This is a genomic window from Ruegeria sp. CF8 (assembly GCF_056537285.1).
Genome location: NZ_JBQFRG010000005.1, coordinates 1 through 20,876, shown reverse-complemented (window position 1 = coordinate 20,876; position 20,876 = coordinate 1). Strand labels below are relative to the sequence as shown.

At 59.1% G+C, this 20,876-nt stretch carries 21 protein-coding genes; 11 read left to right on the top strand and 10 right to left on the bottom strand.

Annotated features, from left to right (window positions below):
* Nucleotides 1-11: 11 nt before the first annotated feature.
* From ACR0EV_RS12515 to deoC, 3 genes are all read right to left on the bottom strand, one after another.
* On the bottom strand, nucleotides 12-821 hold the full coding sequence (locus tag ACR0EV_RS12515; RefSeq protein WP_480800396.1) for an SDR family oxidoreductase: 810 nt from the start codon (nucleotides 819-821) through the stop codon (nucleotides 12-14).
* Between the two features lie 27 nt (nucleotides 822-848).
* Nucleotides 849-3,182, bottom strand: coding sequence for an aldehyde dehydrogenase family protein (locus ACR0EV_RS12510; RefSeq protein WP_480800395.1), 2,334 nt, complete (start codon nucleotides 3,180-3,182; stop codon nucleotides 849-851).
* 75 nt (nucleotides 3,183-3,257) lie between these two features.
* Entirely contained in the window at nucleotides 3,258-4,256 is a 999-nt protein-coding gene (deoC, locus tag ACR0EV_RS12505; protein WP_480800394.1) for a deoxyribose-phosphate aldolase, read from the bottom strand.
* Between the two features lie 200 nt (nucleotides 4,257-4,456).
* On the opposite strand from deoC, the gene ACR0EV_RS12500 reads away from it, so the two are divergent.
* The 6 genes from ACR0EV_RS12500 (at nucleotide 4,457) to ACR0EV_RS12475 (ending at nucleotide 11,762) form a co-directional block, all read left to right on the top strand.
* The gene (locus ACR0EV_RS12500) at nucleotides 4,457-5,410 is read left to right on the top strand and encodes a metal ABC transporter solute-binding protein, Zn/Mn family (RefSeq protein ID WP_480800393.1); all 954 of its coding nucleotides are present in this window, start codon (nucleotides 4,457-4,459) and stop codon (nucleotides 5,408-5,410) included.
* A 3-nt stretch (nucleotides 5,411-5,413) separates the two neighbouring features.
* Nucleotides 5,414-6,217 (top strand): metal ABC transporter ATP-binding protein, encoded by an 804-nt coding sequence (locus ACR0EV_RS12495; protein ID WP_480800392.1) that lies wholly within the window; start codon nucleotides 5,414-5,416, stop codon nucleotides 6,215-6,217.
* A gap of 3 nt (nucleotides 6,218-6,220) precedes the next feature.
* Nucleotides 6,221-7,426 (top strand): metal ABC transporter permease, encoded by a 1,206-nt coding sequence (locus ACR0EV_RS12490; RefSeq protein WP_480800391.1) that lies wholly within the window; start codon nucleotides 6,221-6,223, stop codon nucleotides 7,424-7,426.
* On the top strand, nucleotides 7,423-8,352 hold the full coding sequence (locus ACR0EV_RS12485) for a metal ABC transporter permease (RefSeq protein WP_480800390.1): 930 nt from the start codon (nucleotides 7,423-7,425) through the stop codon (nucleotides 8,350-8,352). Before ACR0EV_RS12490 ends, ACR0EV_RS12485 begins: the two co-directional genes overlap by 4 nt.
* A 260-nt stretch (nucleotides 8,353-8,612) precedes the next feature.
* Nucleotides 8,613-10,475 (top strand): DNA mismatch repair endonuclease MutL, encoded by a 1,863-nt coding sequence (mutL, locus tag ACR0EV_RS12480; protein WP_480800389.1) that lies wholly within the window; start codon nucleotides 8,613-8,615, stop codon nucleotides 10,473-10,475.
* 57 nt (nucleotides 10,476-10,532) lie between these two features.
* The gene (locus ACR0EV_RS12475; protein ID WP_480800388.1) at nucleotides 10,533-11,762 is read left to right on the top strand and encodes a DNA recombination protein RmuC; all 1,230 of its coding nucleotides are present in this window, start codon (nucleotides 10,533-10,535) and stop codon (nucleotides 11,760-11,762) included.
* Between the two features lie 3 nt (nucleotides 11,763-11,765).
* Here ACR0EV_RS12475 and ACR0EV_RS12470 read toward each other — a convergent pair whose 3' ends face one another.
* Genes ACR0EV_RS12470 through ACR0EV_RS12460 form a run of 3 tightly spaced genes read right to left on the bottom strand, consistent with a single transcriptional unit; the run spans nucleotide 11,766 to nucleotide 13,534 of the window.
* Complete coding sequence (locus ACR0EV_RS12470) at nucleotides 11,766-12,170, bottom strand: hypothetical protein (protein ID WP_480800387.1); 405 nt, start codon at nucleotides 12,168-12,170, stop codon at nucleotides 11,766-11,768.
* Nucleotides 12,171-12,216: 46 nt separating this feature from the next.
* A complete protein-coding gene (locus ACR0EV_RS12465) occupies nucleotides 12,217-12,867 on the bottom strand; it encodes a ChrR family anti-sigma-E factor (protein ID WP_480800386.1) in 651 nt (216 codons plus the stop codon).
* A gap of 10 nt (nucleotides 12,868-12,877) precedes the next feature.
* Nucleotides 12,878-13,534 carry a sigma-70 family RNA polymerase sigma factor gene (locus tag ACR0EV_RS12460; protein WP_480800385.1) on the bottom strand — a complete coding sequence of 219 codons (657 nt, stop codon included), beginning with the start codon at nucleotides 13,532-13,534 and terminating at the stop codon, nucleotides 12,878-12,880.
* Nucleotides 13,535-13,680: 146 nt separating this feature from the next.
* On the opposite strand from ACR0EV_RS12460, the gene ACR0EV_RS12455 reads away from it, so the two are divergent.
* The 4 genes from ACR0EV_RS12455 (at nucleotide 13,681) to ACR0EV_RS12440 (ending at nucleotide 15,585) form a co-directional block, all read left to right on the top strand.
* On the top strand, nucleotides 13,681-14,454 hold the full coding sequence (locus ACR0EV_RS12455; RefSeq protein WP_480800384.1) for a DUF1365 domain-containing protein: 774 nt from the start codon (nucleotides 13,681-13,683) through the stop codon (nucleotides 14,452-14,454).
* An 85-nt stretch (nucleotides 14,455-14,539) separates the two neighbouring features.
* A complete protein-coding gene (locus ACR0EV_RS12450; protein WP_171093320.1) occupies nucleotides 14,540-14,857 on the top strand; it encodes a DUF3775 domain-containing protein in 318 nt (105 codons plus the stop codon).
* 239 nt (nucleotides 14,858-15,096) lie between these two features.
* On the top strand, nucleotides 15,097-15,324 hold the full coding sequence (locus tag ACR0EV_RS12445) for a DUF1127 domain-containing protein (protein ID WP_171178139.1): 228 nt from the start codon (nucleotides 15,097-15,099) through the stop codon (nucleotides 15,322-15,324).
* A gap of 57 nt (nucleotides 15,325-15,381) precedes the next feature.
* Nucleotides 15,382-15,585: a DUF1127 domain-containing protein gene (locus tag ACR0EV_RS12440; RefSeq protein WP_480800383.1), complete on the top strand. Its 204-nt coding sequence runs from the start codon at nucleotides 15,382-15,384 to the stop codon at nucleotides 15,583-15,585.
* Between the two features lie 84 nt (nucleotides 15,586-15,669).
* Here ACR0EV_RS12440 and ACR0EV_RS12435 read toward each other — a convergent pair whose 3' ends face one another.
* From ACR0EV_RS12435 to ACR0EV_RS12420, 4 genes are read right to left on the bottom strand one after another with little or no spacing between them, the layout of a single operon-like run.
* Complete coding sequence (locus ACR0EV_RS12435) at nucleotides 15,670-16,812, bottom strand: saccharopine dehydrogenase family protein (RefSeq protein WP_480800382.1); 1,143 nt, start codon at nucleotides 16,810-16,812, stop codon at nucleotides 15,670-15,672.
* A 3-nt stretch (nucleotides 16,813-16,815) separates the two neighbouring features.
* Nucleotides 16,816-17,871 (bottom strand): saccharopine dehydrogenase, encoded by a 1,056-nt coding sequence (locus tag ACR0EV_RS12430; RefSeq protein ID WP_480800381.1) that lies wholly within the window; start codon nucleotides 17,869-17,871, stop codon nucleotides 16,816-16,818.
* A gap of 14 nt (nucleotides 17,872-17,885) precedes the next feature.
* Complete coding sequence (locus tag ACR0EV_RS12425; protein ID WP_480800380.1) at nucleotides 17,886-18,500, bottom strand: glutathione S-transferase family protein; 615 nt, start codon at nucleotides 18,498-18,500, stop codon at nucleotides 17,886-17,888.
* Nucleotides 18,501-18,518: 18 nt separating this feature from the next.
* Nucleotides 18,519-19,169: a histidine phosphatase family protein gene (locus ACR0EV_RS12420; protein WP_480800379.1), complete on the bottom strand. Its 651-nt coding sequence runs from the start codon at nucleotides 19,167-19,169 to the stop codon at nucleotides 18,519-18,521.
* A 135-nt stretch (nucleotides 19,170-19,304) separates the two neighbouring features.
* Between ACR0EV_RS12420 and ACR0EV_RS12415 the strand changes: the two genes are divergently transcribed.
* Nucleotides 19,305-20,492 carry a Zn-dependent hydrolase gene (locus ACR0EV_RS12415; RefSeq protein WP_480800378.1) on the top strand — a complete coding sequence of 396 codons (1,188 nt, stop codon included), beginning with the start codon at nucleotides 19,305-19,307 and terminating at the stop codon, nucleotides 20,490-20,492.
* The last annotated feature ends 384 nt before the right edge of the window (nucleotides 20,493-20,876 follow it).

The window sequence follows — 20,876 nt, the reverse complement described above, 5'->3', positions numbered from 1 at the left end:
GTGAGCGTGTCTCACCCCTTTTTTATGCTGCGCAACATCTCACCCATCATCTGACCAAACTTGCCTGATCCGCGCTGATACAGCGCGCCATCCACGGCCAGAACCGTGCCGCTGATATAGCTGGCCAGATCCGAGCTGAGGAACAGACAGGCATTGGCCACATCCTGCGGCTGACCCCAGCGGCCTAACGGCACATCGCGGCGCAGCGCCTCACCGGCATCCGGGGTAGGGGCCAGACGTTTTGCGCCTTCGGTGCCTTCGATGAACCCCGGCACGACCGAGTTCACGCGGATCCCTTCGACACCCCATTCCATTGACAGTGTCCGGGTAATCTGATCGACACCTGCCTTTGCGGCACAGACATGTGCTTGGCCCTCATACGGCAGGTAAGACTGCGGAGCCGAGATGTTGATGATGCTGGCACCGGGGCGTTTCAAGAAAGGATACGCCCCTTTCATCACATGAATCGTGCCCATCAGGTCAATGTCGATTACCGTCTTGAACGCATTGACCGACATTTCAGCCGCCAACGCCGGGAAGTTCCCCGCCGCGCCTGAAACCAGCACGTCGAAATCACCGAAGGTGTCGTGGAATTGTTTCAGACCGGCTGCGACGGCGTCCGGATCGCGAACATCAAACGCCGCGCCGATGGCCTCTGCCGATCCTGCGGCGTGCAGCGCAGCGACCGTGTCATCCACTTTCTCTTGTGAACGACTGGCAACGGCCAACCTCGCGCCCGAGGCCGCGAAGGCCTCGGCAATCCCCCGGTTAATACCGCTGGTGCCACCAATGACGATGACGGTTTTTCCTGCAAAGTCCATAAGGGCCTCCCGTGATGCGCGGGAGCCCTACTCGCCGTAGGGCACCCAGATGTTCTTCACTTCGGTCGCAGCCTGCAGGAAGCGGCGGGAATGGTCCATGCCCCAGTCAAATGCCGTGGCGTTATTGACCCAGGTCCGTTTCAGGTTCCCGGCCGAGACTGCCTCGATCTCTTTCGATAGATCAGTGGACGAGAACGACCAGACCGCGTCCACGTTCAGATGCGAGGCGAGCGGTTTGGCCAGCTCTGCATGGCTGCCAGTCAGGATGTTGACCACGCCTGCGGGGACGTCCGAGGTCTCAAGAATCTGGTAGAAATCGGTTGCCGCCAGCGGGTAGGGTTCGGATGCCGCCAGAACCACCCGGTTGCCCATCGCAATCGCAGGCGCCATCGCCGAGATCAGACCCAACAGAGGCGCTTCATCCGCACAAAGCGCGCCGATGACGCCCACGGGTTCCTTCATGGCAATGGCCACACCCCGGATCGGGACGCCATGCACCTGACCGTCATATTTGTCGGCCCAGGCCGCCGCGGTGAACAGGCGCTGGATCGAGGTTTCGACCTCTTTCGCGCCATCCTTCTTGCCGGTCATGGCGTCGATGCGCGCTGCGAACTCAACGGCGCGGGCCGAGAGGTTCTCGCCGATGTAATACAGAATCTGCGCCCGCAGATGGCCGGTGGTCTTGGACCAGCCTTTCGCACCCGCTGCGGCCTCAACCGCGTTGCGCACGTCTTTCCGGTTCGCCAGCCCAACATGGCCCAGCAGACCCGATTTGCCCCAGACGGGTTTGGAATAACCGCCATCAGGGCGCGCCTGCTTGCCACCGACATACATCTTGGCAGTACGGTCAATCGGATCGACCGGAGCCCCTTCGCCCATTGTCGCTTCGACTTTCGCCAGAGGTTTGGCCTTACCCTTGGGCTTGGTGTAAGCCGTCAGACCTTCCCAACCGCCTTCGCGGCCAAAGCCACTTTCACGCACACCGCCAAAGCCTGCGGCGGCGTCGAACAGGTTGGTGGCATTCACCCAGACCACGCCTGCAACCAGCTTGGGCGCGATGTCCAGCGCAAGGTTCACATTCTCGGTCCAGACCGTGGCGGCTAGCCCATAACGGGTGTTGTTGGCCAGCTCGACCGCCTCTTCCGGCGTGCGGAAGGTCGAGGACACCAGAACCGGGCCAAAGATCTCTTCCTGCATCAGCGGGTCAGAGGTTTCGAGGCCCGAGATCAGCGTCGGTGGATAGTAGCAGCCGTTCGCTGGCAGTTCGCATGCGGCCTGATGCACGTGGCCAACCGTGTTGCTTTCAACCACGCCCTTGATGGTCTGCAACTGAACCGGATCCACAACAGCGCCCACGTCGATGCATTTGTCCAGCGGATCACCGATGCGCAAACCATCCATCCGCGTGCGCAGTTTTTCGTGGAATCGATCCGCAATACCTTCCTGCACCAGTAGGCGGGAACCGGCGCAGCACACCTGACCCTGATTGAACCAGATCGCATCGACCAGACCCTCGACGGCGCTGTCGATATCGGCGTCATCGAACACGATGTAGGCAGACTTTCCGCCAAGCTCCAATGTCAGTTCCTTGCCCGATCCAGCCGTCGCCTCTCGGATACGCCGACCCACAACGGTCGAGCCGGTAAAGGCGATCTTGTCCACGTCGGCGCTCACGATCATCTCGCCCACCGCGCCGTCGCCGGTCACGATGTTGACGACACCCTTCGGCAGCCCGGCTTGCGAGCAGATATCGGCAAACAACAACGCAGTCAGCGAGGTGTACTCGGCCGGTTTCAGAACCACCGTATTCCCCATCGCCAGCGCAGGTGCGATCTTCCATGCCAGCATCAACAGCGGGAAGTTCCACGGGATGATCTGACCACAAACGCCCAAAGCCTGCGCATCGGGCAGCTCGCTTTCCATCAACTGCGCCATACCCGCGTGATAATAGAAATGCCGCTGCGCCAGAGGAATGTCGATGTCCCGCGATTCACGTATCGGTTTGCCGTTGTCCATGCTTTCCAGCACCGCAAACAGGCGCGCGTGTTTCTGCAAAAGCCGCGCAATGGCATAGAGAAACCGCGCACGACCCGCACCGCCCAGCTTCTCCCACTTGGGCTGCGCCTTACGAGCAGCGGCCACGGCGGCGTCCACATCGGCCTGTTTCGCCTGCGTCAGCTTGGCCAGCACCTCTCCGGTCGCCGGGTTGCGGCTCTCAAAACCTTTGCCGTGTTTGGTGAAAGCCCCATCGATATAGTGCCCGAACTTGTCACCCTGATCGACCAGCCAGGCCAGCGCCTCGGCAGCGCTTTCGGGGGCGGGGCCGTAATCCATGGTCTCGAAGATTTCTTTGACTGTCATTGTTCTTATCCTTTTCCCGGGGCTCCGCCCGTTCGGCGCTGAAATCGCTCCACCGGAGCGATTTCCGGGCGCGCCTCACCCCATCGAATGTCTGTATCCAGCCGAGTAAGCTCCGGTCACAAAGTGTTCCAACTGCCGCTCGATATCGCCCAGCAGCGAAGAGGCACCAAAGCGGAACAGGTCGGGCTCCAGCCAGCGGTCGCCCAGCTCGTCCTTGATTAGAGACAGGTAAACCAGTGCATCTTTGGCTTTCGAAATGCCACCTGCGGGTTTGTACCCAACGCGATACCCGGTGCGATCATAAAAGTCGCGGATCGCCCGGATCATCACCAGCGACACCGGAAGCGTGGCGTTAACGCTTTCCTTGCCGGTTGAAGTCTTGATGAAATCCGCGCCCGCCATCATGCAGACCAGCGAGGCGCGGGCGACGTTGCGCAGGCTGCCCAGTTCACCGGTCGCAAGGATGGCTTTGACATGGGCATCGCCGCACGCCACACGGAAGGCTTTCATCTCATCGTAAAGCGCCTGCCAGTCACCCGACAGCACATGCCGGCGCGAGATCACGATGTCGATCTCTTCGGCCCCGGCTTTCACGCTTTCCTCAATCTCAGCCACGCGCAGATGGAACGGCGACAGGCCGGCCGGGAAGCCAGTGGATACCGCAGCGACCGGAATGCCAGTGCCTTTCAGGGCTTCCACGGCGGTCTCGATCATGTCGTGATAGACACAGACAGCACCCGTTGTAATCTGCGGCATATCCATCGCCTGCAACAGCGACGACGAAACAGGCTGGCGGGCCTTGGCACACAAGCGGCGCACGCGGCCCACTGTGTCATCGCCTGACAGCGTGGTCAGGTCGATCATGGTAACAGCCTTCAGCAGCCATGCCGCCTGATAGTCCTTCTTGACAGACCGCCGACCGGGAAGGGTCGCAGCCCGGCGCTCAATGGCCGAGGTATTGGCCTGAACGGCGCGGACCCAGTCAAGATCAAGATCCATTCCCGGGTTCCGGGGTTCGGTCACTTGCGGCAGATGCGCGGTGCGCACGGGGCTTTCTGAGCTCTGCGTATCCATAGTCACGTCCTTTGGGAGGTTTGCGACAAATTCGCACGGCAGAACGGGGAATGGAAGGTGTTGCATGGAATTGAATGGCAATTTTTTGACCATTTGGACAAAAAGAGAGGGCTTTCTTGCGAATAATTCGCATTAGCGTTGACTTAGTTGCGAATGGTTCTCATATTCAGTCTCAACAGGACGCAAAACTGAGGTCGAAGATGATTCGTCGGAGTTTTCTTGCCGCGTTGGCGCTGGCCTTTTCGATGCCAGTCGCCGCTTGGGCGGAAGCGCCACTCAAAGTGGTCGCGACAACAGGCATGATCGCGGATGCAGCGCGCCAGGTGGGCGGTGATCAGGTTGAGGTCACAGGACTGATGGGGCCGGGCGTCGACCCTCATGCCTATCGCCAGACCCGAAGCGACATCGTTGCCATGACCCGCGCTGACCTGATCCTTTGGCACGGTCTGTATCTCGAAGCGCAAATGGAAGATTTCTTCCACGATCTGGAACGCAAGCGCGCGGTAGTCGCGGTGGCAGAAGGGGTCGATGCGGCCAAACTGCGTGCTCATGATGATTACGCCGACAAATACGACCCGCATCTGTGGATGTCGCCCGTGCTTTGGCGCGAAGTTGTGCTAGAGGTTCAGGATGCCTTGACCGACGTTCGTCCAGAAGCGGCAGGCGTGTTTGCAGCCAATGCACAGGCGCATCTTGCCGACATTGACCGTCTGGCGGCTTATGCCGAGGACGTATTGTCTTCGGTGCCCGAGAACAGCAGAGTTCTGCTGACCGCCCACGACGCATTTGGCTATTTCGGTCAGAGCTACGGGTTCGAGGTTCTGGGCATTCAGGGCATCTCGACCCAGTCAGAGGCGGGCCTGAACCGGATTAGCGAATTGGTAGACCTGCTGGTTGATCGCCAGATCACGGCTGTCTTTGTCGAAAGCTCGGTCTCGGATCGTTCAATTCGCGCGTTGATCGAAGGGGCTGCGGCCAAGGGGCACAAAGTGACGATCGGTGGTGAGCTTTTTTCGGATGCGATGGGCGCAAAAGGCACCTATGAGGGTACCTATATCGGGATGCTGGACCACAACATAACAGTCATTGGCGGTGCGCTGAACGGCGACGCCCCCGGGCGAGGCATGGACGGCAAACTGTCTGCGGGGTTTTGAATAATGCTGGGTCTGGTCAGCAATGATGGTGTGACGCTTGAGGACCGTGGATTGGGCGACAGCCCGCTTGCGGTACGTGGCCTGACAGTTTCATACGGACAAAAGCCTGCTGTGTTTTCGGTTGATATGACGGTGCAGCCCGGCGCCATGACCGCCATCATTGGCCCGAACGGAGCGGGCAAGTCCACGCTTCTCAAGGCGGCGCTTGGAATCGTCACTCCCCTGTCCGGTCAGGTGACGGTATTTGGACAGCCGCTGGAAGCGCAGCGCGCGCGTATTGCTTATGTCCCGCAGCGGGCCAGCGTGGATTGGGATTTTCCGACACGCGTGATTGACGTTGTGCTGATGGGTCTGTCGCGTGAGCTTGGGCTTCTGGGGCGCGTACGTGCCCGCCATAAAGCCTGCGCGATGGATTGCCTGAATCGCGTTGGGATGCGGGACTTCGCGGATCGTCAGATCGGGCAATTGTCCGGCGGCCAGCAGCAGCGCGTGTTTCTGGCGCGTGCTTTGGCGCAAGGCGCGGATCTGTACCTGCTGGATGAACCTTTCGCTGGGGTGGATGCCGCCACCGAGAAGGCCATCATCGCGGTGCTGAAATCTCTGAAAGAAGCCGGCAAGACGGTTGTCGTGGTGCATCACGATCTGGCGACCGTGACCGATTATTTCGACCACGTTTTCCTGATCAATACCCGAAAGGTGGCCGAAGGGCCGGTTTCCGAGGCGTTCACTGCAGAAACGTTGCAAGCGGCCTATGGCGGACGTTTGGCAACTGCGCAGATCGATCAGATATCGCGCGCGCTGGGATAACACATGATTTGGGACGCTCTGACCCTGCAGCTTGGCTATAACGCCACGCTGGTCGCAGTTGGTGCGACTTTGCTGGGTGTATCGGCCGGTGTCACAGGGACTTTTCTGTTCCTGCGCAAACGCGCCTTGGTCAGCGATGCCATCAGCCACGCCACATTGCCGGGCGTCTGTCTGGCCTTCATGGTCTTGGTTGCGCTGGGCGGGGATGGGCGTAACCTTTTGGGCTTGCTGGCAGGATCTGCAATTTCGGCATGGATTGGGCTACTTTGCATGAACTGGCTGACACGGCGCACCCGACTTGCCGAAGACGCAGCAATCGGTGCGGTTCTGTCTGTCTTTTTTGGCTTTGGGATCGTTCTACTGACGATCATTCAAACCATGGGCGTTGGGCGTCAGGCAGGGTTGGAGGGCTTCCTGTTAGGCTCGACCGCCGGAATGCTGTGGGCGGATGCCATGATCATCGCCATCGGTGGCGCGGCGACGCTGCTTCTAGTTCTGATCCTGCGCCGCCCGATGACTCTTGTCGCATTTGACCCGGAATATGCTGCCGCCCGTGGCTTGCCAATCCATCGCATCGATCTTGCGATGATGGGGCTGGTCATGGCTGTCACTGTGGTCGGTCTGAAAATTGTGGGTTTGATCCTGATCGTAGCGCTTCTGATCATTCCGGCGGTTACGGCGCGGTTCTGGTCCGAGCGTTCGGAACACGTTGTCCTGCTTGCCGGGCTTGCCGGAGGTCTGGCCGGGTACATCGGCGCTGCTATTTCCGCTTCTGCCCCCAACTTGCCGACGGGACCGATCATCGTTCTGGTCAGCTTTGCATTCTTCGTCCTGTCCATGTTCTGCGCCCCAAAGCGCGGGGTGCTGGCGGCGGTGTTGCGGCATCTGCGGTTTCAGCGCCGGGTGCATATCCGTCAGGGTTTGTTGGCTCTGGCGCAGGGGCAGAAGATTTATGAACCGCTTACGCTGCGCCTTCTGCGCCGTGCGGGACTGGTCCGGCCAGACGGTGTTGCCACGGACTCTGGCAAGGCGCGGGCGGCAAAAGCGCTGCGCGACGAAAAACGCTGGGAGATCGTGCGCGCGGATCAGGCGCATGAGGCGACGGCTGCGCTTTATGACGGGCTGAGGGATATCGAAACCGTTCTGACCCGTGATCAGATCGCTGAAATCGACCGTCAAATTGGCGGGCCGCAGGGGGTTCCGGTATGAGTGGTGAAGAGTTTGTCCCACTGTCGCTGACGCCACTGCTGATTGGCACATTTGCTGCCATCGCCTGCGCCTTGCCCGGCAACTTTCTGGTGCTGCGCAAGCAGGCGCTGATTGGCGACGCGATCAGCCATGTGGTGCTGCCGGGCATTGTTGTGGCGTTCCTGGTGACCGGGGCGATATCGACATGGCCAATGATGCTGGGCGCTGCAGGGGCGGCGATTGTGGCTGTGGTTCTGATCGAAGCCATTCGCCGACTGGGTCAGATCGAACCCGGTGCCGCCATGGGTGTTGTCTTTACCACGATGTTTGCGGCGGGTGTTTTGCTGCTTGAGCAAACAGACACCTCGACCGTGCATCTGGACGTGGAACATGCGCTTTACGGCAACCTAGAAAGCCTGATCTGGCTGGACGCAACTGGCTGGGGATCATTGCTGGATGTCGAAGCCCTTGCGGGTTTGCCGCCCGAGCTGCCTCGGATTGCTCTGACTCTGGTGGGCGTGTCGGTGTTCACCTGGCTGTTCTGGCGACCACTGAAGATTTCCACCTTCGATGAAGGATTTGCGCGCACGATCGGCATTCGCACGGGTGCCCTGAGCATGGCATTGGTGATAGTAGCGGCCATCGCGGCGGTGGCGGCATTTGACGCGGTGGGCTCGATCATCGTGATCGCCATGTTCATTTGCCCTCCGGCGGCGGCGCGGATGCTGACCAACCGGCTCGAGGCGCAGATTGTCTGGAGCATTGTGTTCGCCACGGCCTCGGCAGTGTCGGGCTATGTATTGGCTGGGTACGGCCCCTTGTGGTTGGGCGGGTCGGATGCCGTCAGCGCGGCTGGCATGATTGCCACGATGTCTGGTCTGATACTTGCCGCAGCTGCCATGTTCGGACCGTGCCGCGCGCGTATCGGGGTGCACACATCTGCGTGATCGGGCATGTTCCCGCCGCACCTGTCCGCACGTCATCGGCCAATCTCTGCCCAGATGCCCAATTGATGAATCTTAAGCAGCTTTTAATGTGGGCACATGTTACACGCCGTCCATTCATTAGCTGAATCACACCACTCACTTGGTACGTCCGGGTGGACCTGAGCACTAGGACGTTCACGGCCATCCGGACACCCCCTCTGATCAAAAGACCTGCGTAAACCAGTGGCAGAATCGTGCGCGGCTGTGCTAGGTCTAGGGGTATGGCGCAGGCAAACCCCAATATCAGCGAAAATCGCCCGGTGATCCGGCAACTGGATGACGCTGCAATCAACAGGATTGCTGCTGGTGAGGTGGTGGAACGTCCGGCCTCTGCCGTGAAGGAACTGGTCGAGAACGCAATCGACGCAGGGGCCACGCGGATCGCCATCGATATTGCGGATGGGGGCAAGACCCTGATCCGCGTCACAGATGACGGCTGCGGTATTTCGGCAGATGATCTGCCGCTGGCGTTGTCTCGCCATGCCACGTCAAAGATTGACGGATCGGACCTGCTGAACATTCACACATTTGGGTTTCGGGGTGAGGCGCTGCCTTCTTTGGGTGCGGTCGGGCGTCTGACCATCACCAGCCGCGTACCGGGTGCCGAGGCGGCGCAGATCCACGTTGCGGGCGGCAAGATGGGCGCGGTCAAACCCGCCGCCCTGCGCGCGGGCACAGTCGTCGAACTGCGCGATTTGTTCTTCGCCACACCAGCCCGGTTGAAGTTCATGCGCACCGACCGGGCGGAGGCGCAGGCTATAACCGATACCGCAAAACGGCTGGCCATGGCCGAGCCATCCGTAACCTTCACGCTGCGCGATGTGTCCGGTGGCGGTGAGGGTCGAGTGACCTTCCGCGCAGATCGCGAGAACGGAGATCTCTTCGACGCGCTTCACGCCCGTCTGGCCCGTGTGATCGGGCGTGAGTTTGCCGAGAATGCGCTGCAAATCGACGCCACGCGTGAGGGCATCCGGCTTTATGGCTATGCTGCCTTGCCGACCTATTCTCGAGGCGCTGCGGTGGCGCAGTACCTCTTTGTCAATGGCCGCCCTGTGCGTGACAAGATGCTGACCGGCGCCTTAAGGGCCGCCTATTTCGACTTCCTCAGTCGGGATCGGCATCCGGCAGCGGCTTTGTTCATCGACTGTGATCCGACGCTGGTGGACGTGAACGTACATCCCGCCAAATCCGAGGTGCGGTTCCGCGACCCCGGCGTCGCGCGCGGCTTGATTGTGTCCAGCCTGCGACATGCACTGGCCGAGGCCGGGCATCGGGCGTCCTCGACCGTGGCCAATGCGACTCTGGGCGCGATGCGGCCCGAACCTGCGCAATCCGCCCCGGCGCGTGTGTACCAGATGGATCGACCTTCGCCCGCAGCGCGGCAGGCGGCGTATCGGGCGCAATCTCCGGGCTTTGCTGAACTGGCCCAGGACTACAGTGGCAGCATTGTCGAGCCCACCTCGGTTTCGCCGAGTGCCGAGGCAGAAGAATCTCAACCGCAGGACCTGCCTTTGGGGGCTGCGCGGGGGCAGGTGCACGAGAATTACATTATCGCGCAAACCGCCGACGGTATGGTGATCGTGGATCAGCACGCTGCACATGAACGGCTGGTTTATGAAAAGCTGAAAACGCAGATGGCGGAAAACGGCGTTGCGGCGCAGGCGCTTCTGATCCCGGAAATCGTGGAGCTGTCTGCAGGCGATTGTGCGCGTCTGATGGCCGTTGCGGATGACTTGACGCGCTTTGGTCTGACCATCGAACCCTTCGGTGGTGGTGCCGTCGCTGTGCGTGAAACCCCAGCAATTCTGGGCGAGGTCGATGCCCGCGCGATGATCCTGGATATCCTTGATGAGTTGGCTGATCAGGGTGAAAGCCAGATGGTTCAGGCAAAGATCGAAGCGATCCTCAGCCGGGTGGCTTGCCACGGGTCCGTCCGATCCGGTCGCCGGATGCGCGCCGAAGAGATGAACGCCCTGCTGCGCGAGATGGAGGCGACGCCGCATTCCGGTCAGTGCAACCATGGGCGGCCGACCTATGTGGAGTTGAAGCTCAGCGATATCGAGCGGTTGTTCGGGCGCAGTTGATCCGTCGTTCAGAACCTATTAAGAAGATCGAAACAAAACGAGAACATAAAGACTGACATGATCCAGATTGCAGGCACCCAAATCCCAGTAGATGACCCGGTCTTTTTGACCGTTGGCGGGGTTGTCCTGCTGATCCTGCTGCTTTTGTTCCTGTCGCTGCGGGCGGCCAATCGCTCGGCCCGGATGGCGGAACCTCTGGCGCGGCAGATGGCGCATCTGGGGCAGCATGTGCAGCAACTGGGGCAAGGGCAGGAACAATTGCGCGGCGGTCTTCAGCATGTCTCGGACACGCAGGCCAATGCGCAAGTGCAGGTGATCCAAACGGTCGAAGCGCGCCTGTCCTCGGTCCAGCAGCAGATGAATGACCGGCTGGCGGACAACGCGATGAAGTCTGCCCGCGCGCTGGCCGAAATGCAGGAGCGGATGAAAGAATCGCTGCATGGGTCATCAAAACAGACCGCGACATCCTTGACCCAACTGCAGGAGCGTCTGGCTGCCATCGACAAAGCGCAGGACAATATCACCAAACTGTCTGGTGACGTTCTCAGTCTGCAGGATATCCTGTCGAACAAGCAGACGCGCGGGGCGTTTGGTGAAATTCAGCTGACGGATATTGTCTCAAAAGCGCTGCCCCGGGACAGTTTCCAGTTGCAGGCCACCCTGTCAAATGGGCGTCGTGCGGACTGCCTTATCCATCTGCCGAACCCGCCCGGCCCCATCGTGATCGACAGCAAATTCCCGCTGGAGGCCTATGAAGCGCTGATCGGCGCGACCAATGACACTGAGCTGAAAGCGGCGTTGCAGATGTTCCGCAGCACAGTGCGTAAGCACATCAACGATATTGCCGAGAAATACATCCTGGACGGTGAAACCGCCGATGGTGCGCTGATGTTCCTGCCGTCCGAGGCCGTTTATGCCGAGCTTCACGCCAAGTTCCCTGAGCTGGTTCAGGAAAGTTTCAGCAAGCGCGTTTGGATCGTTTCGCCGACCACCTGCATGGCGACGCTGAACACAATGCGCGCGATCCTGAAAGATGCCCGGATGCGCGAACAGGCAGGTGCGATCCGCAAAGAATTGGGATTGCTGCACAAGGATGTGGAGCGTCTGGGTGATCGTGTGACCAATCTGGATCGTCATTTTGGTCAGGCAGCCAAGGATATCTCGGAAATCAAGATCAGCGCGGAAAAAGCTGGCCGACGGGCACAGCGTCTGGACAATTTTGATTTCGAAGAAATCGCACCTGATGCCGCGTCAGACGTTGTGCCGTTGGCGCGTCACGAAGGTTGAACCTTACTGGATCGAAAGGTCCAGGTTGTACCCGACGGTTTTCCCGGTATCTCGGTCATTGCCCATCAGATAAACGCGGATCGTATAGTCTCCGTCCTCTGGCAGGTTGATCCGGGTGGTATTACCGTCAATCGACCCATTGTAAATCGCGACACCATCACTGCCAGGGGGCAGAATGTTGAAATACACCACGCCATTTCCATTGGTGTCACTGACCTGAAGGTCGGCAAACATCTCCTGCCCGGCTTTTGCACCCAACAAATAGTCGAAATACTCATCACCAGTGACAGCCCCGCTGACCATGGTGCCATAATTGCCGGCCTCAAACTGCACCTCTGACGTCATTTGCGCTGACGCAACAGACGCGAAACCAAGCAGAAGGGCCGACAAAAGAAGTTTTCCTGTCATGTCTGTTTCCTTTCAAGCTTCGCTTTGGCCGGAACTCGCCAGTAGGTCAGATGCGCAGGAACGGCTGAAACAAGCGCGGCATAAGCTTGTTGAACTTCAAAGGCGCATCCGTGACCGCAAGACAAATGCAGTCTTCCGAGATATCAGCGACAGGTGTGTGTTCCAGATCCTCGTCAGCGATCTCAACGTCGCCGCGGGCAAAGTGATCCACCTCATCCGAAAACGCGCCCTGCAGAACCATTGTCAGTTCCATGCCCTGATGACCGTGATCCGGGACCGCAGCACCGGCCGGGATAAACAACAACCGTGCCGTGGCCTCTTTGGTGGTCGGCAGGATGGCTTGCTTCACACCCATACCTATCGATTTCCAGCGGATGTCTGTGACTGTTCCGCCCACATAGTCCTGCAAGGGGGTCGGCAGAACCGCGCAGCCCGGTCGCGCGGGCTTGGGGGTCGGCGCACCCTGCGCAATCAATGCCATAGTCGCCGCGAGGGAGGCGTCAGACATGGCGACAGAACCCGCCTGGTCGTCCAGAACCTGCCCGCCTACGGCGTCAAAGCTCTCGGCCCGTGCGCGGCAATGGTCACACAGGGAAAGATGGGTTGCGACCATCAGATCGAACGCCTCGGGCAGAGTTCCTGTGGCATACGCCATCAGCAGGTCATCTGTCAGGTGATGTTTAATCGACTTGCTCATCTTACTCATCTCAGTTCATCGCGTGGCGCAAGCGGTCCAGCGCCAGCCTAATACGTGATTTGATCGTTCCCAGGGGCAACCCGGTCTGAGACGCAATTTCGCGGTGACTCAAGTCGCCGAAATACGCCTTCTCGATCAGCTCTCTCTGCGCCTCGGGCAACGCCAACATGGCGGTGCGCAGTTGCGCGGTTTCCTGTTGCAGCGCGATCACGTCGTCCTGTTCAGGCTCGGCCTCGGGTCCCCATCCCAGTTCCTCGGGTTCGGGTCGGCGTTGCTTGCGCAGCACGTCGATGCGCTTGTTCCGAGCAATCGTGAACACCCACGTGGCCACGGTGGCCCGTGTCGGATCGAACAGATGGGCCTTGTGCCACAAGGTCGCCATCACCTCTTGTGCGCATTCTTCGGCCATGGTGGCATCAGACCCTGATTTCATCAGGAACGCCTTGATGCGTGGCGCGAAGTGTTGGAACAGCTCGGCAAAAGCCGCCTGGTCCTGCGCATCCCGGATGCGTTTGACGTGTTCCACCCACTCGGTTCTGGTGTCGCAACTGTCTTTCGTTCCGTTCACCTGTCTACCCTTGATGCGTTTCTTCCCGCGCCAAGGCTGAGGGGCGGCTGTGTCAGCCGCAGGTTCGTCCAAGGTCGCAGTATTGATCTCGGTAAACATAACCACATTACGGGCCGCGCCCCAAGCCGGATCACTTTATCGGGACATTATGATCCAACTCGCGCTATTTTCCGTACCACTACTATACAAATATGGCTGAAAACGACGCTGTTTTAGGCAGTTATGGGCAGGTCTGAAAACACAAGATGACTAAAGAAATAGATCATATCGCGGGCCACACCTATCACGGGCGCAAGGGCGGGATTGAAAACGCTTTTCGGTACTCGGTTGATTACATTCTGTTTGACCCCGAGGCCAAGTTGACCACCCCCTTGCTGTTTTCACGTGACCGCGCAAACGTCGCCAACTGGCGTACGCGCGATCATGGCGGCGCGCCTGGTCAGGGCAAAGGCGCTGCGTGGGTGCGTGCCCGCTTTGACGAGATGGCCGTGCCACAACCAGCGCGGATCATGTTGCTGACCCAGCCACGGGTTCTGGGGCATGTGTTCAACCCTGTCAGCTTCTGGTTCTGCTTTGACGGGAACGACCAACTCTATGTGGTGGTTGCCGAGGTGACGAACACCTTTGGGACGCGTCACAGCTATCTATGCCACAAGCCTGATTTTGCACCCATCGAACCATCGGATCGGGTGGTGGCGGACAAGCTGATGCATGTTTCGCCATTCCAGAAGATCGAAGGGAGCTATACGTTTCGGTTTGATCTCCGCCCTGACAGGGTTGGTGTTTGGATCGACTATACTCGACCCGAAGGTGGGCTGATCGCCACCTTAACCGGACCGCGTCAGCCGCTGACAAATCGAGTGATCCTGTGGTCCTTGCTGCGGCGTCCGTTTGGGGCCCGGCGGACCTTTGCGCTGATTGTTTGGCAGGCGTTCAAACTGTGGCTGAAAAAGGCGACCTTCCGACCGTTCCGATCCCAGCCTGTCCCGGACCAGCCATTGTCGCGTGTGCGGGACTGATCCCCAGTTTGCGTAAGATCAAAGACTCAGGCCCCTGTCGATGATTGTGATGGTTTGACAACCGCGAACAACAGGAGCTGAGGACATGTTGGAAATTTCGGCAAGGAAAGTTGCCCAGGTGGCCATGATGGGCCGCGAACTGAACCGGGCCGAGGGTGAGCTGCGGGCGTTCATCGACCGCATGGGCGAAGACGAACAGGCCGAGCTGGTCGCCATCATGTGGATCGGCCGCGAAAGCTTTTTTGCAGAAGATCTGGCCGAAGCCATCGCCACCGCCAAGTCCGAAGCCTCGACCCCCTGTGCTGACTACCTGATTGGCACCCCGCATCTGTCAGATCACCTGGAGAACGGTTTGGATGCGCTAGGTATTTCGGCTGAGGATGTTGAGAACGACCTGATGTAGATCGTTTTCCAAGCCAAATACGAGGATGGCGGTTTGGCCGCCATCTGGGCTTTATATTTGATTGAGATACACTTTGCTGGCGTAAATTGCAGACATACTTCGGTATAATTCATCCGCCGCATGCTCTCTTTGACCAAGACTTAAACAAACCTTAATGATGCGCTTTGATAACGTTAAGGCGGCGTCCCCAAGTTTGATTTCACCAAGACAACGCAAATCAAGTTTAGGAGGACAAAGACATGGTACATACCCAAGCAGTAAACACCCAGAACGGCCTTCTTGATGGTCTGTTTTCGAAGTACGCCGACAAAAAGGTCGAGCACTTCCGTCGCCGAATTCTTGCAAAGACTGTGCGGGATCTTGAGAAGCTGGATGATCAACAACTTGCCGATATCGGTGTCCAGCGGGACCAGATCAATCGATGCGCGTATGAGAGTGTTTATCACAACAAACCCTACCGCCAGTGATGGTGGGTTTCCCCTGAATTAATCCATCCCCAGGTCTATGTTTGTGAGGTTATCCGTATGTTTGACGTTATCCCGCCCACCAATCAACCGGCACCGGCTGCCAGTGCATTGCTGCTGTTCGACCGTGCCATGCGTATCCGATCGATCAGCCCCGACATTGTTCGCGCGGCACAGCATCTCAATGCGTTGACCGATCATCAGTTGTCCGAGCTTGGCATCAATCGAAGCGACATCGAAGACACGATTGAGCGGTACATCTGAAGGCCCGAAAGGGAATGCAAGTCATGCCTAGCCAAGAACGATGAAAGCCATTCCAGCAAAACTGGGATGGCTTTCACCTTTCAATCAGGCCAAGTGATCGACGATCTGCAAATGTTGTGCCAGCGTGTCGATCTCACCCATCCATGCCTGTACAAGCTTCGGATCGCTGGGCGCGGCGTGAACGCCCGCCGGGATCGCGCGGTTCAGAACAGCCTCGACAGCCAGTGAAACCGGAATCGACACCAGACGCGCCATGGCGGTGCCACGCGCGTCGCCCCAGGCATCCATAACATAGGTCTTGTTCCAGACCTCGATGCCGTCTTTTCCAGCCTTCAGGCCAACGCACAGCACAACGCGGTCTGGTTCGCCCTCATCATAGGCGTTTTCGTCCCAGAACTGGTCCGACATCTCTTTCAGGCGGGCGTCGCCTTCGGGCCCGGAAAGAGTTTCGATCTCGGTGAACACGTCCGACCATGCTTCGGCCCAGCCGTTCAGACGCAGGGTGCCGCGGACGAATTCCTTGACCGGCCAGTGATCCTCGAAGTGATACTGCGCCATGAACGGGATCGAGTCGCGGTTCGGGTAAACCTCGAAGCTTTCCGGTGTGGGCAGCGGAGCGATATAGCTGCTGATGGCGTCCCAAGGGCGGGCAACGTCCAGCGGAGCATAGTCACGGATCGACTTCGAGGGCGACCGCAACGCTTTCAGAACACCCAGCGGCGACCAGCTGAATTTGTAACGGAACGGGTTGGGCGTTTTCGGGATCCCGCCGCAATACGAGATAAAGCTCAGGTGGTTTTCAGGATCGAACGCATCCGAGGCACGATAGTCGTCGACCAGCGCATGTGCCATCAGGTGATCGATGCCCGGGTCCAGTCCAACCTCGTTGACCAGCGCAACGCCAGCCTCGCGCGCTTTGTCGTCCAGCGCGCGCATCTCGGGTGCGATGTAGGAAGATGAAACGAAGTTGGCCTGTTTCGAGATCGCCAGCTCTGCCAGCGGAACATGCCAGTCGCCCGGCAGCATCGAGACGATCACGTCGCCCTTGCCCAGCACCTCACCCAGGGCGTCGATATCGAACGCCCGGATATCGTCGGTCAGGTCTCCGACCTCGGCTTTGGCTTTTTCGATGGTTCGGTTCCAGACGGTGACCTTGTGCCCGCCTTCGATCAGGCGGCGCAGGCCGGGAATGGCAGACAGGCCGGTGCCACACCAATGAATCGTCATCGTTCAGATCCCTTCAATATGCGTTTTGTAGGTTGCTTCTGCCCGACCCCAGACGCCGCTGTCCAGATCGGTCAGAGTCAGCAAGGACGGCAGCAGTTGCGCGGCATAGTCTTCCGAGCTTTCGACCGGCAGCATGGACGGCAGATTGTCGATGGCCATCACATCCATCACCGGATCATTCGCCACGCGCAGGGCAGGCGCGTCCCATGTGGTTGCGCGGTCGTAGACCGGCACCGGGTTGTAATCGCTATCCGGGTCGCAGGCGACGTCGCCAATGGCGGTTAGCTTGCGTGGGGCGGTCAGCGCCTCACGCGGAACAAAGACCGGCGTGCCGGGACGCGCGAAAATGCAGTTCAGAAACAGATCGTGGTCTAGGATTTCCGGGAACGGCCCGCCGCTGGCGGTCTCGGCCATGTCCCATTTTGTAACGGCGACACCCATGGCTTCGCACAGATCGGCAGCGCCGGTGCCAACGCGGCCCAAGGCCCCTATGACAATGGCGGTTGGTCGTTCTGCCCCTGTTGCGTCCAGCTCAGCCAGCAGATCGGCATTCAACGTGTCCTTACCGGCATAAACCCCAACAGGTGGGCACTTTTCGCCCCGTTGCTGTGCGGCCCAGGTTTTCAGCGTGACTGCCGCACCGGCATACCCGGCCCAATAGCCAAAGGCCGCAACCCGGCGGCCGTCTTCATCCACCAGATATTCCAGGTCATACAGCGTGCCGCCCCCGGCCTTGAACCGTTCCAGCAAAGCGCGACCGGAATGCTGGCCCTTGTAGGCATGTCCGAACATGATGTGACGGTGGGGCAGGGGCGTGCCGTCTTCGGGCAACTCCTTGAGGCCGAAAATGATTGCGTCCGCAGGGGCGTCGGGCCACGTGTTTTCAGGTGCGATCTCGCAGCCTGCGTCCTTGTAGCCGTCGATTGGAATGGCACGAACATGGCTTTCCTCGACCGTCACGCGGATTCCAGCCGCGATCAGCGCCGCAGCCCCTTCGGGGGTCAGCCCAACCCGTTCCTCGTTCGGGCGCTGTTCTGCCCGGACCCAGAGATGTGTCATCGTAATTCCTTTTGTCAGAGCATTCCGGCGGCACGGACCGCCTGAACCGAAGGCCGCGCCTCCATCGCCTCGCGGAAAGCGAGAATTTTGGGAAACGCCGAGACATCGACGCCGTCGCCTTCCAGCCAGCTGCAAACCACATAAAGATACGCATCTGCCAGCGAGAATCCGTCACCCAGAACAAATGGCCCACGCAGACCGTTTGAACAGATGTATTCGCAGGATGCGGTCATGGTCTGTGGGACCTTATCCTTCATGTCTTTCCAGCTGGGCTTCTTGTCCGCCCACCGCTCTCCGCGCATTTTGTGCGCGTGGTTCACGTGCATGGTCGACGCAAGATAGAACATCACTTCACGCATGCGCGCGGCCATGACCGGATCAGCAGGGACCAAGCCTGCAGCAGGTGCTTGGGCAGCGATATATTCCAGCAGCGCTCCGGTCTCGGTCAGGATGCCACCGTCAACCACCAGCGCCGGAACCCGACCTTTGGGGTTGATCTGCCGGTAAGCCGGTTTGGTCTGCTCGCCCCCGGCGAAATCCAACTGGATCGCCTCATACTCCAACCCTGCCTCTTCCAGAGCAATCGCAACAGCGATCGAGATCGTGCGAGGGGCAAAATAAAGCTGCATGGGGTATCTCCGATCTGACTACAGGTGGGTCTGCGCGAATTGCCGGTCGGGTGCCTCAAGATGCGGGACAGCATTGAACAGAACCGGACTCAGCTGGGTGCCAATCGGGTGCAGACGATGCATCGACGTGTTCATGATGGCAAGGGCTACCCGCGCCATCGATGGAATATCCAACCCCATCGCCTGCCGCACCACCATCGAGATCAGCCCGCCCGAGGTGACAACAATGGCGGGTCCGCCTTCGGTTCCGATTTCACTCAGCGCATCACGAACACGCGTTTCGAACGCTTCGAAGGTTTCGGGTGCGTTCTTGATGTCGCCATTGGCCCAGGCGGCAAAGGTCTTGGGCAGATGTTCGACAAACCCCTCGCGATCTGTTGGGATTGCAATGCCGTGCTGTTCTTCGAGCAATTGCGCCAGTGTGAAATACTCGATCTCATTCAATCGTGCATCACGGGTCGGGTCAGACAGCCCCATGCTTTGGGCGGTTTCTGCATGGCGAGTCAGTGTACCGCAATAAACGCGGGTATAGTGGCTGCGCGTGTCGCGCAGATGCGCGCCCAGCCAACGGGCTTGCTGATGCCCCAACTCGCTGAGCCTGTCGTAACTTACTTCGTCGCGCGCTGCGGTATTGGCCTGCCCGTGCCGCACCAATGTGATATGTGACATGTTGGTCCCTCTTGCGCAGACGTCTTAGGGCAGGTTCCACCCCGGGACCAGAGGGGTTTCACCTGCCACAGAAAAAATCCTCGCCGCGGTTTCATTTGTGGCTATGGTCTGCCCACTGAAAATTCGGAGGGTATCATGCCAGTCAATCACGAACGGTTCTTGGCGGATTTGCACAAGCTGCGTGAATTTGGGGCGTCGGGTGTCGGCAAAGGTGTGATCCGGCCGGCCTATTCACAAGCGGATATAGACGCGCGCAAATGGCTTGCTGAACGTATGGTGGACGCGGGACTGACACCACATTTCGACCCGGTCGGGAATCTGTTTGGGTTGGCCGAAGGTCCCTCGTTGCTGATGGGATCGCATTCCGACAGCCAACCCGAAGGTGGCTGGCTGGACGGCGCGCTGGGCGTCATCGCCGCGCTGGAAATCGCGCGTTCCAGCGACCGGCCTATCTCGGTCGTCAGCTTTCAGGACGAAGAAGGCCGGTTTGGTGTAACCACAGGCTCGGCCGTTTGGTCCGATGGCCTGCCGTTGGATCAGGCAGATGCTTTGACAGATGGCGCGGGTGTTCGTTTTGGTGCCGCGCGGTCTTCGATGTCCGAATTGTCTGGTGCTTTTGTGGACCCGTCCCGGTTTACCGGTTTTATCGAGATGCATATCGAACAAGGCCCGTCCCTGTACGCAGCAGGCGAGCAGATTGGCGTCGTCACCGATATTGTTGGCATCCGCGACATGTCGATCACCTTTGAAGGTCAGCAGAACCATGCAGGCACAACACCGATGCACCTGCGCCGCGACGCGTTTCAGGCACTGTCCCTGTTCAACACCCGTCTCTATGAACGTTTCCGCAATGTGTTAACGCCACAGACTGTCTGGACCATCGGGCGTGTCGATGTGCATCCCAATGCCTCGTCTATCGTTCCGGGTCGGGTGCGGTTCTCGATGCAATGGCGCGATGGCGATGCGGATCGGCTGGTCAGGATGGAGAATATCATTCGCGCGACAGCACAGGAAGTCGCCGAAGAACAAGGAATGGCGTTGCATTATGGCACAATGCTGGGGCTCGAGCCTGTTGCCATGGATCAGACACTACGGGAAGCGCTGGAAAGTGGTGCGCAACAGGTTGCGCCGAGAAAGTGGCGCAAGATGCCCTCAGGCGCATTGCACGACGCGACGAACGTGTCACGCTTGATGCCGGTTGCCATGCTGTTTGTGCCTTCGATCAACGGAATCAGCCATGACTTCGCCGAAGATACCGCTGAATGCGATCTGCTGGCCGGGCTCAATGTGTTGGATGCTGCTGTCCGGTCACTCGGAAGGTAATAGTCAAAGTGCGAGGGCGATGCGCAAATTTATCCAGCCCTCATCGTTAGTTGGACTAGGTGGTTTCTGAAAAATGAGCGGCATCGGATATCCAGGCGGAAACGGTCAGATAAGGAGTGTTGCCTAAGGGAAAAAAGTTTCCTATAGGAACATTTATGTGCATACGTCCGTATGCAGACCTGTCCCAATGGTGGTGTTTGAGGCGCAAGCTGACTGGAATCGTTGCAATCTTTCCAGCTTGGGGCAGACTGACGACGCGGCACGCTCAACATTAGATACAGAAAGTACCCGCCATGACCGATATTAGACGCACGCCCTTGTACGATTTGCATGTTGAGTTGGGTGGTAAGATGGTTGATTTTGCGGGTTGGGAGATGCCTGTCC